6 protein-coding genes and 5 pseudogenes are annotated in these 17,058 nt (G+C 57.8%); 1 reads left to right on the forward strand and 10 read right to left on the reverse strand.

Features of this window, described 5'->3' with window-relative positions; genetic code table 11:
• Positions 1-224: 224 nt before the first annotated feature.
• The 8 genes and pseudogenes from I6F24_RS20605 to I6F24_RS20640 form a co-directional block, all read right to left on the reverse strand.
• Positions 225-1,346, reverse strand: a complete 1,122-nt coding sequence (locus I6F24_RS20605; protein ID WP_225128596.1) for an MFS transporter — start codon at positions 1,344-1,346, stop codon at positions 225-227.
• 432 nt (positions 1,347-1,778) lie between these two features.
• Entirely contained in the window at positions 1,779-1,961 is a 183-nt protein-coding gene (locus tag I6F24_RS20610; protein WP_225128597.1) for a hypothetical protein, read from the reverse strand.
• Between the two features lie 7 nt (positions 1,962-1,968).
• Positions 1,969-2,877 (reverse strand): sulfite exporter TauE/SafE family protein, encoded by a 909-nt coding sequence (locus tag I6F24_RS20615; RefSeq protein WP_225128790.1) that lies wholly within the window; start codon positions 2,875-2,877, stop codon positions 1,969-1,971.
• A 30-nt stretch (positions 2,878-2,907) separates the two neighbouring features.
• Positions 2,908-3,668: pseudogene (locus I6F24_RS20620) on the reverse strand (IS5 family transposase).
• 211 nt (positions 3,669-3,879) lie between these two features.
• A complete protein-coding gene (locus I6F24_RS20625) occupies positions 3,880-4,068 on the reverse strand; it encodes a hypothetical protein (RefSeq protein ID WP_225128598.1) in 189 nt (62 codons plus the stop codon).
• 459 nt (positions 4,069-4,527) lie between these two features.
• Positions 4,528-7,632: an efflux RND transporter permease subunit gene (locus I6F24_RS20630; RefSeq protein WP_225128599.1), complete on the reverse strand. Its 3,105-nt coding sequence runs from the start codon at positions 7,630-7,632 to the stop codon at positions 4,528-4,530.
• Between the two features lie 706 nt (positions 7,633-8,338).
• Positions 8,339-9,013: pseudogene (locus I6F24_RS20635) on the reverse strand (pantoate--beta-alanine ligase); the annotation flags it as partial.
• An 830-nt stretch (positions 9,014-9,843) separates the two neighbouring features.
• Positions 9,844-10,023, reverse strand: a pseudogene (locus tag I6F24_RS20640) (transposase); the annotation flags it as partial.
• A 705-nt stretch (positions 10,024-10,728) separates the two neighbouring features.
• On the opposite strand from I6F24_RS20640, the pseudogene I6F24_RS20645 reads away from it, so the two are divergent.
• Positions 10,729-11,015: pseudogene (locus tag I6F24_RS20645) on the forward strand (IS3 family transposase); the annotation flags it as partial.
• Positions 11,016-11,429: 414 nt separating this feature from the next.
• Here the strand turns inward: I6F24_RS20645 and I6F24_RS20650 are convergent.
• Together I6F24_RS20650 and I6F24_RS20655 are read right to left on the reverse strand one after the other, a co-directional pair.
• Positions 11,430-12,228, reverse strand: a pseudogene (locus I6F24_RS20650) (efflux RND transporter permease subunit); the annotation flags it as partial.
• A gap of 2,287 nt (positions 12,229-14,515) precedes the next feature.
• Positions 14,516-14,731, reverse strand: coding sequence for a cold shock domain-containing protein (locus tag I6F24_RS20655; RefSeq protein ID WP_225128600.1), 216 nt, complete (start codon positions 14,729-14,731; stop codon positions 14,516-14,518).
• Positions 14,732-17,058: the final 2,327 nt, after the last annotated feature.

A 17,058-nucleotide genomic window follows, 5' to 3' on the forward strand; every position in this document is an offset into this window, starting at 1 on the left:
CGCCGCTCACGTAACGATCAATCTTGCTTCGCAAGTTGACGAACGTTCATTGTCAACAGCTGCCCTCAGTTCGCCGCCAAGAACCCCTGCCGACTTGCAGGAAAGGAAAGATCAGATCGAGACGTGCTGCCAGCAGTTGAGAGCTCATCGACTCTAAATCTCAACCGCCGACGGGCGATCACTAGCCGGAGCGAACCGGCGCTCCCTTCCTCTTGACCAATGCCTTAGCGATGGTCGGTCATCATCCTCGCCGACAGCATCACGATGGACATGAGCGCGCCTAACATCCCGAACGCCATTGGCAAGCCAAATATGTGTGAGATGAGCCCGATGCCGGCCGGCCCGACGAGTATACCCGCGTAGCCGCCGGTCGTGATGACCGCTATCGCTATGCCTGCTGGCATCACGTTCTGTTTGCCGGCGCGTCGACACAGTACGGGTACAACATTTGAAATACCCAATCCGATAAGCAGGAACCCTGCCATAGCAATCAACGCAACGGGCGCGGCTACCACGGCCAAAAAGCCTGTTACCATTAGTACAGTCCCGAGCATCAATGTGGCACGGTCGCCGATTCGCGCCACCACGGCATCTCCGCTGAGACGCCCTGCGGCCATGGCGATTGAGAAGAGCATATAACCAATGCCCCCGTGCGCCTCCGCGAGAAGATCTCGTTCAACGAGAAGCAAAGCGCTCCAATCGAGCATTGCACCTTCTACAAGAAAGGTGATACCCGCGAGCACCGCTATGAGCAACACACTGCGGTGGGGCAAGACAAATAATGGCCCCTGCTGTCTCGAACCCGTCGCCAGCAACCTCGGCCAGGCCGTCACAATCGCGATCGCTACTAACGCCGAACAGACCAACGTCGAGAGAAGCGAGCCACACTGCAGGGAGACTAACAAGGTGACCGCGGCAGAGCCGGTGACTTCCCCAATGCTGTACCGAGCGTGGAAGCCGGACATCAATAGACGGCCCGTGGCGCGCTCCAGTTCAATCGCGTGGATGTTCATTGCTACATCGATCGAGCCGAGTGAAACGCCGAAAGCAAATAGCGTGGCACCGAGCCTTACAGGTGTGTCGGAAATTGCAAGGCACGGCAGGATGATCGCGAGTCCAAGTCCACCCGCGAGGATAATGGGCTTGCTGCCGTACCGCGAGTTCAACACGCTGGTCAAAAGCATCGCGACGACAGATCCCGTTCCGAGACAGAGCAGCAGTAGACCAAGCATGCGGTCATCCGCCGCGAGCCGCTCCTTGGCGAGTGGCACCAAAGGCGCCCAGGCCGCGAGGCCGAATCCGGCCACAAAAAATGTCAGGCGTGTCCCAAGCAGGCCGGCAGACAAATTGGCACATGGTATCACGGACGCTCCTGAGAGAACGGACTCGCGGGCGCGGCGCCCCTCATCCTGCGTGCGTCGCCTGCAAGCGACGCGCGGCTCGACGATGATGGCCTCAAGTTGACGTTCTTCATCCCTGCAAATGCGATGCCGTCACAAATGCTGAACTGCGTCACACGCAGAGCGACAAGTAGGGGTGATCGTCGAGCCCCTGGGGATGGCGGTGTTTCGGCCAATCTCTCCCGGATGAGCTGGCCACACGAGGGCAATGATTTTTGCTGGTCTGCGACAGCCAAATCGCAACGCTCAGCATGCTTGTCGCAACGCCTACAAAGCCGACGGCGCCCCAGGCCTCTATGCAGTTGGCGCTAACACGGCCGTCCTTTTTCCGACAACTTTGCACAATCGGAAGCTCTCATCACGAGTGGCGGCGCTGTCTCAAGAGATCACTACAACGAGCTCCGCTACCACGCGCAAGCGGTTAATGTCGGCCCCGATGGTTTTGACATTCGTTCGTCCCTGGTTTCCGGCCGCCAGATGGTTCCCGCGCAGCCATTGGGCCTCAGTTCGTTTGTTCTGGGCCAGCGTGTCGCCGCCGGCAACAGCCATTTCGAGTAGCATGGCGGCATCAGGGCTGTCCTGTGATCCCGGGTTCCCGGCGGCGGTGGGCTGGGCCGTCTGGAGCAATCAACCAGATTTGCAAGCCATCATCATCGCCGCCGAAGAGGGCGGCGTCGATCAGGTCCAGGACGCGCGCGCATTCGATACCGAGTTGCCCGCCGGCATCGTTCAGGTGCTTATATCCGCAGTTCGCCGAGATGAGATTTGGATTGTGCGTTGTAAAGAACAAGTATAGCAGGGAGAGATCGATCAGTATCGCCGCCGCCATCACGCTATAAGCCCAGGCGCTCTGCACTAGATCGAGCTCAATCAGCACCCGTGACAAGCCGAAGCCCACGATCCAAGCATCAAAGCTCATACAGATGCGTCGGAATATCTCCGCATCAAGCCGGCGAATGACGTAGGACCCCAGCGGGACGCCAAGCAGGACACTCGGTACAAAAACATAGAGCAAGCTGCCGCTTTCGTAAATGAACAAGCCGAGCTGATAGTAGACGAAGGCGGTAACGCTCGATTCCACCACGCGAACCAGCGCTAGGCCGGCGCGAAATTCGTGTTTGACCAAGCCCTGGTTGTTAAACAGCATCGCTATGGGAGGCCCGGAGATTGTCGTCAGCGAATAGAGAACGCCCAGCATCCACCCGAATGGCAGGCCGATCAGCCAGCTTGCTCCGATAGGGCGGCGCCAACCCGCAGCTTGCAGCAGGATCAGGGGCAGAATGATCGTGTAGGTGGCGAATTTGATCCAGCCCGGCTGAAGCGAGGTCAAGGCATAGCCGCCGAGCGCAACGCCCGGCAAGAGCCCGAGCAAGATGGGAAACACTCGTCTCCAAACCACCCGCACGCCCTTCAGATTGATGAGGAGGACGTAAACGTTGACGAAGACCTCGATGATGACAATGGCGGGGTTGAGAATGCGATTGGTGTAGAAAACTAGGGCTCGGACTCAATTGATCCAATAGGCAACGATGGCGGCGAGATGGATGGCAGCCAAGAAGTTCCTGGCTAGTTTGTCGTAGCGAGTTGCGACACGCCTGAAATCCTTGAGGCGGCAGAAACAGCGCTCGATGACGTTGCGCCCCTTGTAGGCGCGTTTGCTGAAGCTGTGGAGAGTGACCCTGTTGGATTTGTTTGGGATGACGGGCTTGGCACCACGATCGACGATTTCGGCTCGAAAGCCGTCGCCGTCGTACCCTTTGTCGCCAATGAGGGCAGACATGGGTTTCGCGAGTTCCAAAAGGGCTGGCGCTGCGGCAATATCAGCGTCCTGGCCTGGAGTGAGATGAAATGCGCAAGGTCTGCAGTCAGGGTCGCTCAGCGCGTGGATTTTCGTGGTCCGCCCGCCGCGCGAGCGGCCGATCGCTTGTTCATGCTCCCCCCTTTTCCGCCGCTCGCCGAGCGATGCGCTTTGATCGTGGTGGAGTCGATGGACAAAGTCACGCCGTCTTTGCCGCAGCGGGCGAGCGCTTCAAAGATCGCCCGCAAATGTCCGCGCTTGGCCCAGCGATTGAAACGATTGTAGATCGTCGTGTACGGACCATAGTCGGGCGGTCAATCGCGCCAGCGTGCGCCGCACTGAAGCATGTGAATGATACCGCTGATGACGCGTCGATCGTCATCGCGCACCGGTCCGGTCTGGTTCGTTGGCAGATGCGGCTCTATCAGAGTCCATTGCTTGTCGTTGAGCCAGAACAGTCCTTTGCGCATCGAAGTCCCCCGCGTGGAATCAACCCGCTGCGAGGGAATCAGAGTTCGCTAATTAGGTACAGACCCTAGCGCAAAGGGTACAGTGAGCGACGAAAAGCCGTAGCCAATGGCTCCATTTACAAAGGCAGCAAAACACGTCGTTGCGGCCAGAAACCAGATAGCAGCATCAAACTCAGGCATTTCCTTAATTTTCCCACTCCAGAGGGTCGGGTCACACGTCGGGGGAGCCAGCGCGGCCATTGGTCATCGGGTTGCGGCAGATGCTGAACATTCGCTTAGCAGCTCCGCCCTTCTTCACAATGGCAGCGGCCGTTTTTGCGTTCAGCAGTTGCTCTTGTTCTCGACTTTCGATCGTGCAACGCAAGCTGTGCTGCACTTCCCGATACCCGGCAACGATCATTCAGCCAAAACGCGTCGGCTTGTTTCTCGGCTTGTCGATCAATGGTCCTCGTATCGAAAGCGGTAAGTGCGTCGGCCATGGATACGGGCCGTTCCCACGGCGCGTGTCGACCCCTAAGCGGTTCAGCGCCATCATTTTTCGGCTAGCAACGCAACGCGGTTAGACGGAAGCAAACAATTCTCCTTCAAGAGCCCTGGGATAAATAGCAACGCGCCTTTTGTCAGCGAGGATCAATTCCCTTCTCCCCCGGCGATGTCGAGCTTGGGCATTCCGCTGCCTTGAAATGTACGGTGAAATTCACCTTAGCGGAGCAGCCGGGGATCACCGATGTGTTCTTCCGAGCCCCCGATAGCCGCCAAGCTCGGCACCACGGGCGTGAAGATCTCAATGCGTAACGGAGCGTGAAGCGATCGCAGGCTCCCTCGCTTGACACTGAGCGAACCTGGATTGAATTTATCGTCATTGCTTGGCCAGCTGGGGATCAGCAGCGCCGGTGAGGCCGAACTCGGCGGCGTTCTTCGCGCGGCCGGAGCTCGCGTCGGCGCGGTGGTCCGACGCGAACACGACATAGACCGCCGGCAGCACGAAAAGCGTGAACAGCGTGCCGACAGTCATGCCAGCGACGAGCACGAGCCCAATCGAGAAGCGGCTCGCGGCGCCAGCTCCCGTTGCAGTCAACAAGGGTATGAAGCCCGTGACCATTGCCGCCGTAGTCATCAAGATTGGACGCAGTCGGACGCGCGCCGCCATCTCTATAGCCGAGCGACGGTCAAGTCTCTCCTTGAGCTGCAGCTCATTGGCGAACCCAACCATCAGGATGCCGTGCTTGGAAATCAACCCCACCAGTGTCAACAGTCCGACCTGGGTGTAGATGTTCATAGTTGCCCAGCCAAAAAATGGCGGGATCAAGGCGCCCACGATTGCCATCGGTACGCTGATCATGATGATGAAAGGATCGCGCAGACTTTCAAACTGCGCCGCAAGCACCAAGAATATGATGATGATTGCAAATGCAAAGGTAATCGCCAGTTGGTTACCCTCGTATACGTATTGGCGGGCGTCGGCCAGAAAATCGTGGCTGAAGCCTGCGGGCAGTTTCTTTGCCTCGGCTTCCAGGAAGTCCACAGCCTGACCGATCGTGACGCCAGGCATCGGCACGGCCTGAAAGGTCGCGCAGTTGAGCTGATTGTAGTGGGTGAGAGCGTTCGGATCGGTCGCAGTCTCGATGGAGACTACAGTAGACAGCGGGAGCATCGAGCCCGTCGCAGTCTTCACATAATAGCTCCCGATTGCTTGCGTCGCCAGGCGCTCCTGACGTGGGACCTGCGGGATCACCTGGTAGGAACGGCCCTGCAAATTGAAGCGATTGACGTAGTTTCCGCCAAGTAAGGTGGCGAGCGCGCTACCGATAGTCTGCATGGTGATGCCAAGCTCGTTGGCCTTAGACCGATCAACCTTGATTCGCACCACCGGCTGGTTGAACTCGAGGTCGGAGTCGCTCACCATGAACAGACCGCTCTTGCGCGCGACATCCTTCAGCTTGGACATCTGCTCGTAAACGGATTGGAAGCCAACCGTCGAATTAATCACCATCTGCACTGGTAGGCCACCCGAACCGCCCGGAAGCGGAGGCAAGCTAAAGGCAAACGCGTTAATACCTTCGATTTTGGACAGCTCGGCTTGAACGAGGGATTTTAGTACAATCGATGATCGCTTGCGCTCGTCCCACGGCTTGAGCAACATGCCGGCCATGCCACTCTGCTGGCCACTGATGCCATTGAGCACGAAGCTCAAGTCACTCTCTGGAAATTTCTTGAACGCGTTTTCAAGTTTGGCGCCGTAATAGTCGAGGTAGTCGATATTGGCGTATTTGGGCGCCTTCGTTAGCGCGAATACGATACCTTGATCCTCCTCCGGCGCGAGCTCCTTGGAAATATTCATGTAGAGAAAACCGACAAGGCCTAACATGGTCAGCGCAAATAGCCCGGTAATTGGGCGATATTCGAGCGAGCGGTCGAGCTTGCGGCCGTACCATCGTGTTATGGCGCCGAACCCGCGGTTCACAAGCCTTGCAAATCGGCCCCCCTCGGCGCGCCTCAGGAAGAGCGAGCACATCATGGGCGACAGCGTCAACGCGATCACGCCCGACACGATCACAGCTCCCGCCAGCGTAAACGCGAATTCGCGGAACAGCGCACCGGTGAGGCCGCCGAGAAACCCAATCGGCGCATATACCGCAGCCAAGGTGATCGTCATGGAGATAACGGGACCGACGATCTCGCGCGCGCCCCTTGTAGCAGCCAGTAGGGGCGTCGCACCTTCTTCTAAATGGCGATGAATGTTCTCCACCACCACGATCGCGTCGTCGACCACGAGACCGATCGCGAGAACCATCGCAAGGAGAGTCAGGAGATTGAATGAAAACCCCAGCGCGAGCATCATGCTGCAGACACCCACGAGCGACAACGGAATAGTGACCACAGGAATGATGACCGACCGCAGTGAGGCCAGGAACAGAAAGATCACGATCACCACGACCACGACAGCCTCAATGAGCGTCTTCTCCACTTCATCGATCGATGATTGAATAAACTGGGTGGAGTCGTAGGCCACTTTCATCGTCAGCGACGGCGGCAGGTTACGCTCCATTTCTGGAAACAGCCCTCGAACGCCTCGCACTATGTTTAGCGGATTGCCTTGCGGGCTCGCCTGCACGCCGATGAAGACCGCGTGCTCGCCGTTCATCGCGACGCTAGTGTCTGCCGTCTGCGCGGCAAGCTCGACTACCGCAATGTCTTCCATGCGCACAAAGCCACCGTCGTTGGCTTTGACGATCATCCGCTTGAAATCATCCACACTCCGCAGATCCGTATTTGCCGTGACATCGGAGATAGTGAAATAGCCCTTGGCCTGGCCAGCCGCGGCCTGGAAGTTGTTGGCGGCGATTGCAGCCGAAACCTCGGCCGGCGACACGCCGTGCCCAGCCATTTTCGCAGGATCGAGCCATAGCCGCATCGCAAAACTCTGACCGCCCAGGATGTCCGCCGCTGCGACGCCATCCACGGTTGCCATAACGGGTTGCACGACGCGCGAGAGGTAGTCGGAGATCGCGCTTGCCGTCAATTCCTCGCTGGAGAACGCGATATACATGACAGCGGTTGTTTGACCGGTCGATTTGGTGATGACCGGATCGTTTGATTCCTTTGGGATCAAATATTTCACTGAGTTGACCTTGGAGAGCACCTCGGTGAGCGCCTCGTTGGGATCAAAATTCAGCTTGATGTAGACTTGGATCGTCGAGGTACCGAGCACCGATGAGGAGCTGATGTAGTCGACGCCCTCGGCGGAAGCGACGGCCTGCTCCAGGGGAGTCGTGATGAACCCCTGGATCATGTCGGCGGAGGCGCCAGGATAGGAAGTAGTGATATTGACGACCGTATTAGATAGCTTGGGATATTGCCGGATCGGCAGTACGGTCGCCGCCCGAAAGCCGATCAGCAAGATCAGGAGGCTAACGACAATAGACAATACCGGACGTTTGATGAAAAGCTCGGTAAATGCCATCTCGACTCGCATTTCCAGAGGGGGATGCAAATACGCCAGCAAATTGCGGTACAGCAATGATCATCAATGCGGCGACTGCGCTAAAGCCCGTAGTATGAGGGAAGCGTTATCGGCTACTCTAAGGAATCACACGTTGCTGAGCATAGCGTGCCCGATCCTCCGCTTCTTCATCTTCGTCGCTTGAATGAAGGTTGGTTGCGCTGTTCTGATCGCTCATCGCGATCTCGAATAGTGGGCACCTTCTTAAGGCACAGCCCCCCAAGTCTTTTTGCGTGCAACCGGCTAACGGTCAGACTCAAGATTCGTCCTCACACCTGATTGGAACGCAACGACTTCTAGCAAGGCGTCACTTCGGGCTTCGCGCCGCCCCGTCGATCGAATGATCCGGGTTCGAGATCGAAAGTACAAACGACCTGACGGGTGCTCAACTCTACAAAGGTAAGTGGGAAATATAGAATGGGCTGCAAAAGACTATACCAAGGTTTGTCGAAACGCTCGCTGGTCGCAGCCCCGCGAAGTATGACCTTGCCAGAGGCAAAATTCTCGGGCCTACAATATTCCGCAAGCCCCCCTCTCCGCATCGCTAACTCGCTGAACAACTTTGCTCGGAGTTCGCCCTTGGCACCAATCGACACGTCTGTCGGAACAGTTGGCTTGAGCACTTCTTCCAGCTCAATATGCTGCGTAATGTTGGCTGCGCAGTGCGCTATGGAGTTGGCAACGCCAGTATTACCTTGTCGGTCAGCCGGGTCCATCCAACGTAGGCTGCTGCACAAAGCTCCGCGGGGCGTCGCAGTGGACTGTCGGCGGCACCGTCCACAAGTTCAAGATACTGGAGTCGGTCAACTGTCTCTAAATGCCCCTTGGCGATCGCAATTGGCCTTTCTCCCGAGCGGAATTCATCGAGCGCGGCGGAGAGTCCACGATTGAACGCAAGGGCCCGCTGACGTTCTTCCTTGCCGAGATACTGGTTGCGACTGCTCATCGCGAGCCCATCCTGCTCGGCAGCGGTCGGTACGGTGACGATCTCGATTGGGAGATTGAGATCAACCGCGCCATGCGACGCACGACTGCGCATTGGCTGAAAATCCTTCTGGCCAAAAAAAACAGCACGTCGGGCTGCACCATGTTCAACAACTGACATACGACAGTAGCGACACCGCGAAAATGTCCAGGCCTGAAGGCTCCGCACAGCTTTGGCGAGGTCGCCCGGTTCAATTAAGGTCTCGAAATGACTCGGATAAACTTCCTGTGCATCCGGCGCAAAGTGGAAGGCAACACCGGCGTCGCGGCACAGTCCCTCATCCTGCAAGAAGTCGGGCGTGTAGGTGCTGAGATCCTCGTTCAGTCCGAACTGAGTGGGGTCGACGAAGATGCTGACGTTCGATCGCCGGGCTCAATCAAGCCAGCCCGGCGCCGGCCCGACTGAGCGCATAGCCGCGCGACAAATGCGCGCGCTCATCATCCTCGTATGCCGGCGGGCCCAGAAGTCGACGTCGCCCTCTTCTACTGAATGAAAGAGGTGGCCTCAGTTAGTGGCCTTACTTTGCCAAAACCAGGATCGCAGTCGAGCGCGGCCTCAACGTCAGAGGGCGACTCTTCGCTTAAACCATTTCCTTGGTAGGCCAATGTAGTAGCCACGCCTCCGAAGTTCCGGCTCGGACCTGTGGAGCGTTTCGCAAATGGATTCCACAGGCGCGCCTGCATCAACAAGCTCGCGCAACAGTTCATCTTCCCGTCTGGTCCAGCGAGGAGAGCGGAGAGCCGCCTTCAAGTTAACCTCTTAGCCCTGAATTCATGCGGTTCTAGAGAAGAACTGTCCGCCAGCCTCGGCGAGCCTGTTCCGTGCCGAGCGCATTGCCAAGCTTGGCCTGCGATCTCCGCGTTCGTGTTCTGGAGTGCGCAGTACAGTCCCAATCAGGATGACAAAACTCATCTGAACAGAAGTGTGATCAACTGTATGGCCTCCGATAGCGTCGCCTCGGCTCTCCCAATGATCGTGTCCTCCTCAACAATGCCGGCGGAGGAATTCCTTCGAAAGCTATACGTTGGCATAGCCGAGCTGATCCTATGCCAACGAAATTTTGGAGCCACTAGGACTCACCCAGACCGTGACGGACAACCTGTGGGATGGGCGTGCGGCCCTGGAGTGAACCTGCGTGCGATAGCCTATCGCTAGGATCGCCCGCCACGGCCGGAACCGGCAGTACCAAACGCATGCAGTGGACCGGGCGCCTTGGTCGCAGCCAAGACCGGCTCGACCAGCATGGCGCGCGCATAACTGCGGCCGATCTTGCTGATGCGGCCGTGAGGGGCAGCTCCCAGTCCCGACAGCCGCACCCGCGTGTTGAGCCCGAAATCGCTCACCAGCTTCTGCGGGCTGTTCAACCGGCTGATCCTGCAGCGCAGTCCGCGTGATATCAATGCGGCCTGCATGTGTCGTGTGTATCGGGCTGCCCGCACCGTGCTTCCGGTGCCTCGGCTTGGACTCCTAGCTGTCGATGCACGCATGTAGCTTCCGGAGCAGCGCGGACGTGCCTCGGCGCCTCGAGTGAGTGAGAACCCGACGCTGTCCCTGCTACACGCGCTAGCTGAGGGCGCGGCATCGGCTTCAGCACAAACTCCGAAAAGGCTGCTCGCGCCTAAAAACTCTCGGTTCCAAATGACCCGACGAGAGCTGCGGGCGCGCGCTCTCGGCGCAACCGGGCGAGTCGGAGGCGACCAGCCCTAAGTTCTCGGCTCGTGTCTGGCAGGAGGTGCGAATGCGACGGGTGATTGGCATTGATGTCCACCGAACCTCGGGGAACTGGTGCTGGGTTCAAATTGGCTTGCAGCCTTGGAGCCAGTTTAAGGCCGTTTTCCCAATGCTGTTTGCGGATCGTGAGGATGCGTAGTCTAAGCAGGGCCAAATCGATATCTTTGGGCCCGGCGACCTCTCGAACTGATGAGGTCGCCCGTAGCGCCGGCCATGCGGCGTCATTTGCTGTCGCGATCCCGAGGAATGCGTCGGCAACCAGCGAGATATTTGGTGGCGGCGTGAAAGTAGGGTTGTCGCCCAGGTATCATCCATCATCACGAAGCACCCGACTGGTGCGCCAGCACACGAGCGAGCAGTTCTAGCGCCTGATGGCCGACCATGGCATCGTTTGCAGCATGAGCCGTTCCGGGAAGCGTGGGACGATGCGGCCACGGAGAGCTTCTTCTCTTCTCAAGACCGAACGGACGGCAGGAAAGATCTACAGAACTAGAGACGAGGCACGCGCCGATGGGTTCAGCTAAACTGAAAGATTTTGCAACAATACCCGCATGGACTCGACCACGCCTATGTCAACCCGGTTGAGTTCGGGCGCAAGACGGGTTTAGCTGAACCCCGTGTCCATTAAACCGGAAAGCTCAGGCGCTTGGTGAACGCGTAAGACCACCGATTTCTCGGGTTCGGAGCTTGCCGGAATAGTTGGCGGGTTACGAATCGGCGATCGGCAGGCTTACGAGCACTAAGTCGACCGCTGCCCAGCCCCCAGGCCCCGGGCAGCGTAGGATAGCCGGCGGCGGATGACGTCCGCCGGCCATCTGCTCGGACGAGTTGCCCAAGTTCTCTACGAGGAGATTTGTGGTTCATCGTAGCCATCAGAAGCGAAGATGAACCACAAGTCCAAACCGGGCGAAGCGACGGCAGAACAAGTATCGCCTGGGGGTGCGTGATCGCCTCGTAGTCCGACAACTGAACTTCTCCCGCACCGTGTCGATCACCTTGAATCGACCCTGAGATCTCTTCCAGAGTCGAGGTCACCCTTCGCTTATTGCATGGAGGCCCAGTCTTTGCGTGCACCGAAATGTTCCGTGACGAAGACGTGGAAGACGGGCACAAAGAACACAGCGAGGAGCGTTGCTGAAATCATGCCACCGAATACCCCGGTCCCGATGGCGCGCTGGGTTTCGGCGCTAGCGCCGCGGGCAAGCATCAATGGGACCACACCGAGTGGAAAGGCCAGTGAGGTCATTTGGATCGGACGCAATCGAAGCCTGGCTGCTCCGACGACGGCGTTCGTAAGCCCACGCCCTGACTGCGAAGGTTCTTGGCGAATTCGACGATCAGGATCGAGTTCTTGGCCGAAAAACCTATGATAGTAGTAAAGCCGATGGTGAAGAAGACGTCTTTTTCGAGCCCGCGCAGATGGGCCGCGAGAACGGAACCGATTATTCCAAGCGACACGACAAGCGTCACCGAGAACGGAATTGACCAGCTCCCGTAAAGCGCAGCCAGCACCAGAAAGACGACCAACATGGAGAGAGCAAGCAGGATTGGCGCCTGCGAGGCAGATTGCTTTCGTGCAGAGACTGTCCAATCCACTCGACTGTGAAACCTGGGGGCAGTTTGAGGCTAGTCTTTCCATTTCCATCATCGCGTCGCCGGCTATCCCGGGTGCAGCCCTTGCCGGCAATACGCATGGCCGGGTAGCCGTTGGAGCGCACGAACTGGAGGGGACTGGTTTCCATGACCGGTGTGACGAGTTCTGACAAGGACACCGTAGCGCCCGCATTGTTGCTGACGTAAAGCTTGAGCACGTCGTCAACCTGCATGCGGCTCGTCGCATCGCACACGCCGCGCCCCGTATCACCACGGTGTAGTGCCGGCTTGTCTGCATCCTCGCCAGATATGCTCGGGGCCCGTTTCTACGTGGCTGAGGTGAGCGCCCGTAGTTGCCCAAGCTTGGCGCGGGCAATCGTGTATGTACATGTGCCCATCTCGTGCGGCCATTACCACACCGATAGTGCGCCTTTACGCCGTCGGCCAGCCACCAATCCTGGTAGGCGTCCCATGATCGCTCTTGGCGCTACAATTCCGCAGCCCGTGGGAGCTTCAGACACTCCCGCGAAGGCGAGGGTGGTTAGCGTTGTTATGGCAAGGTTGGCCACTGAAGTTAGTGGGGCGTGGTAGGGACAGCGCTTTTTCGGACCAGCACAAGCGCCGAGTCACGTCGGGCTAACTTCACCGGCAGCGTGGGCGCGGCAGGGACAGCGTCGAGTTCTCTTGAGTGAAGGCGCCGAGTCGCACCTGCGTTGCCGTCAATATCAAAGGGGTTAACCCGGTAGTTAGCTATGAAATGGAGGTATGAAACATACGCCGGTCTAGCCGAGATCATTATCGTGCCGGGAGGATGCGCTCTCCTGTTTGATGGTCAGGTTTTAGGCCAGTATATCTCGCCAGTCATCGCAGCAGAAGGGTTAGCGAACGGGAGATGTCATTGGCCGTGGGCTGGAGATCCTACAAAGATGGGTATCCCGCGAGACTTATCTGAGTGGCAAAGCATCCCATAGCGCCGCGTCGGCTATGAGCACAGTGGTGAAACGCGATCGAGCTCTCACCCAGATTAGCTCGCTACGCGATCTGACGCGATGGGTTCGGATGGACTGTGATCGGTGTTGTGACCGGGCAGGCCGCATGCCAGGGCAACGTCACCTTCACGGGGCTTTTGATGAAGGACGCTGTCGACTTGGCCGACGCGCTGTCTTGGATCTCTACTTTGACAAGCATCGTCGATCGCGCAAGTTATGGCAGGGGCAGACTGCGCCTGTCCTCCAGCCCGCTTGATCCCCCAAATAGCTGTGGGACGATCTGAAGAGTATCTGTTCGTCGATAGGAACCCGCGCTCGAGTACCGCAACAGTTCACCGTATTCCTCCACGATAAAGCGTTAGGTCCGGGTTGATTCGAGTCGCAATGGACGAGGACGGCACAGTACAGCTTCGAGCATGCGAATCCTCAACTCGACCAACGCTCGGCTCGTTAAACAGTGCCAACGTTCGCTCGATTAAGTCCGCATGGGGAAGCGCGTCCGCAGTCCAGTCGAGTGGCACAAGCGTCGGCGAACCACATGGCGCTAAGACACTATGGCAGCCACTCCCAGAAGAGCGCGCCAATACCATTTTGTCGGATTGAGCAACGGAACGACGGTAAGGCGGAGCCCGATTCTGAAAGCGGCGTCTGCAAAACGAAATCGGCGTCAAGTACGGCGACAAAGGCCGTGGAAAGCCGCAAAGAGTCGTGAGGGCAGCAGCATCAGAGCCCGTAGCGCGTAAGAAACCGACGGAATTGTGCGATCGGGCCGCCGGTGAAGATAACGCGTCCAGTACTCCCAATCGCGCAGCCGAGATCTGGCTCTCCTGCGAGATCTGAAACAATCACGGTGACATCAAAGCGCTGGAGGTGCTGCGCACTTCGACCAGCGAAGGAGCATCATTGTAGGGCTCCCGATGAAGACTCCGTCGCGGGCTGACGCAAGTTCGGCCTCGAGGTAATTAACTCGATCCGAGAACTCGATCAGCGGCTGGCCGAGCTTAATGTCGAGAGCGAGCAAGTGAAAGCGCGCATCGTCCATCTCGACCGGCAAATCGTGCCGAGCCTGTTCGTGTCTGATCTTCGCTACGCTCAACGCCGGCGTTGTTGGCATGCCTGGAATATACCGATGGCCAATACACGCGGCGTGGCTAGGATCTCGTCAAGATCGTCGACCGCAATACGCTGAGCGTCACCGCGGGCGTCGCCGAATCCGTGTATGATAGTCTTTCCGTCGGCGCGGCCGTCCAGTTTCGGCTGTTTGGGGACGATCGCATTTGTACGAGGTCCGTGCCAAAACGCTGCCGTCAGATGACGCCGTCGTTCTAAACTGGTCCAACATCTTCGATGCTTCATTGAACGATTTTGACCAGGTTTGCGCACGACATCCAGGTGGCACGTCACTACGCCAAAAGGACTCTTGGAGTTGGCAAGATTCTTCAGAAGATCGACCGTAAATTTTAATGCGCCCTGCAAGGGAAGCGCTCCTGCATCGCCGTTCCGATATCAAATGATAAGCAACCCGTGCTTCAGAAAATACGGCATCTCAATTGATTAGTCTGACCTCGGCGGCTCTGTACTTTGAGCGGCGTTTGTTGAAGCGACGATCGAAAGACACGCGCGTCCCCGGCACCAGATCAGCCCCTGTGCAGTCGCAAAGGTCCGAAATGTGAACGAACAAATCCATGCCGTCGCAGCTGTCGGGTCTGATGAAGCCCCAGCCCTTCTCAACACTGTAGGAGACTACTGTTCCAGTCTGCATCTCTGATCTAACGTGTGTTCGAGGCTATGGCATGGCCGCTTAGGCGCCGAAGTCGCAAGCCACAGCAAATCGGCGGGGCGGACCAGACGCTCGCGACGCCGAGCCCGCCCCTAACATCGCCGTATCTGGAGCAATACGTGATGGTACCTCTAACCAAGCAAGGGCCGTGCCGAATTGAGAATTGGAGGTTCAGCAGGGACTTCGTAGCGGGCTGCAGGGTCAAGTTGTCGACATTCGTTTGAGAGCTGACGTCCGTCGTCAGACAACTCCTTGAACCAACTGTAACACATCGAGGCAGCGATGCCTTCTGGGCGGCAGATCTCGAGATGTTCTCCTTGCCGCGCACAGCATCATGCGGATCCTCTCTTCCGCCGAATAATGCCGGCGGGTCTGTCGCCTAATGTCTTTTTACAACTTGTTCTGCCGGTGCTTTTCTCGGTCCGGATTTCTGTTTCATCTTCGCTCCCGCTGGCTACTATGAACCAGGAACTCCTCCCAAAGCAAAATCACACTGCCTGTTTCACAGGCCCCGACGGCGAACACTCTTTAGGTCAGCGTGGCGCCTTGGCTAGCTAAGTGCCGCGCAAGGTCAAGCGCCGGAAGTAGTGCATGTCTAGGACAGCTCGCGAAGCTGGACCGGCAGGCCAAGCAAGCATGGATAGTTTGCGCCGGACCAAAACCACGCCGTACCCCACGTGCGCGTCTGTCGGCAATCTGCACGTCCTTCGCTATGGCGAGTAAGGTCTCGGCTTTGAGGCTGCCGGCCCGGAAAGCTGTCGTAGGCTCGTGGCTCAACAGCGGTCGCCTACTGTGCAGACTAGGCTGCTTCGCCGGATCATGCATCCTGCTGTAAGACGGGCTCGGCTTGAAGACTGTGAACGGTCTTTTGAACGCTGCCGGAAATGCGCAGCATCTTCTCGACTGAAACAATCTAAACGGCAGGGGACACTGCTTCGGTGGCAGTCCGAGGCAGCTCGCAATACTGAAGTCGCTTGAGAAGCCGCGTTCTTGAGAGTGAACCAAATCAATGTCCATCGTTCATGGCAGCCGCTCGTCTTGTTAGTTCTTGTGCATGGTGGAATCTGCGCGAAGTTGATGGATGCTAGCGAGGGCAACGATGCGCGTATTCGAGACAACGCAAATTGGCCGGCCCAGGTATCCGAAGGGCCTGGGAGATTCCAGGCCGAAACGCGACGCATTGAAACGTGAAGGCGCCAGCTTTGAAGTGACAGGGCTTCGTAGGTGCGAGCTCAAATGTTTGAGTATTTTCCTGAAAGCGTAGGTATGATCATCATCATTGGCTGGGAAGTTCTTGTTCGAAGCCGCCCTCCGTCTCAGCCAGCTTCCGGAACGTGCGGAGGTCGACACGTCCGCCTGAGGGAGTATCAATATAGTCTATGTCTACTCCCGATCTCTCAAGACACTCCGCCTTACACAGGGCTTCTCTTGCGCTCAAACTTTGAACTGAAAAATGCCTCCGGCTAAACCCCGTTCGATGACACCTAATGCTGTAGGACACGGATCCCCCTCCGTTGAGAGCGACAGTATAACCAACTTCCCGCGACAGTGCGACCGGCCATTCTTGGTAGGTCCTTGCGGGCGCGTTTGCGCAATCACCGCGGCTCCTGAGCTTCAAACCGACTTTCTGAAGCAGAACTGTGAGATCCTCTCCAATCAAAGTGCCAGACGTCCGTCGAACTTCATCTGAAGTGAGTCAGAGCCAGTACGCTGGATGGCTACGGCTATCGTCTCAAAGTCCGTCGGACCGGCAGCCGAACGAGAAATGTTGCGATACAGTTGCGCTACGATCCAGGCAATGAGGCAGGAATATTTGCATCACTCCAGTTGACTTCAGCGATTCCCTGCCTGCGAAGGCACGTCGTAGTGAGGTGAAGAACATGGAAGTCCTGCCGCACTGAGCCGAACGCGGGAATGCTGTTCAAACTGCCACCTCATCCCTTTCGATCGGATCAAAGTGGCATAGCGCCCCGTCGGGCCACTCCCGAACCGCTGCACCTAAGGACATAGCTATGTTGCCATCAGGCGATCCTTGTTGGCCTCCAGAGCGAATCTCAAAGGGGATTGATGCTGTGCGGCAAGGTCGGCGTGAAGGCGCTTACCGAAAGCGTGGCCCGCGCTTGTCATTTGCGCCCCCCCGCATTGCAAGCCCCAAGTGCGCCTCGCCCGCATAAAAGCGGCCCCAGCCAATCGGCGACAGCCGGGGCCGTTGTGCTCTGGCACGGCGGGGGCTATCGGCCAGGGCGCATCAACAATCCAATCCCTTCGCCACAAGTTCGTAAACGATAGCTGCGCCATGAGGCGGCGCT

Origin of the sequence: Bradyrhizobium sp. BRP23 (genome assembly GCF_020194135.1) — a bacterium.
Lineage (GTDB): Bacteria > Pseudomonadota > Alphaproteobacteria > Rhizobiales > Xanthobacteraceae > Bradyrhizobium > Bradyrhizobium yuanmingense.

Excerpts from the sequence above, each read along its gene's own strand:
- I6F24_RS20630 (WP_225128599.1), bottom strand. The coding sequence starts at position 7,632 with ATGGCATTTACCGAGCTTTTCATCAAACGTCCGGTATTGTCTATTGTC.
- I6F24_RS20655 (WP_225128600.1), bottom strand. The coding sequence starts at position 14,731 with ATGCAGACTGGAACAGTAGTCTCCTACAGTGTTGAGAAGGGCTGGGGC.
- I6F24_RS20625 (WP_225128598.1), bottom strand. The coding sequence starts at position 4,068 with ATGATCGTTGCCGGGTATCGGGAAGTGCAGCACAGCTTGCGTTGCACG.
- I6F24_RS20610 (WP_225128597.1), bottom strand. The coding sequence starts at position 1,961 with ATGCTACTCGAAATGGCTGTTGCCGGCGGCGACACGCTGGCCCAGAAC.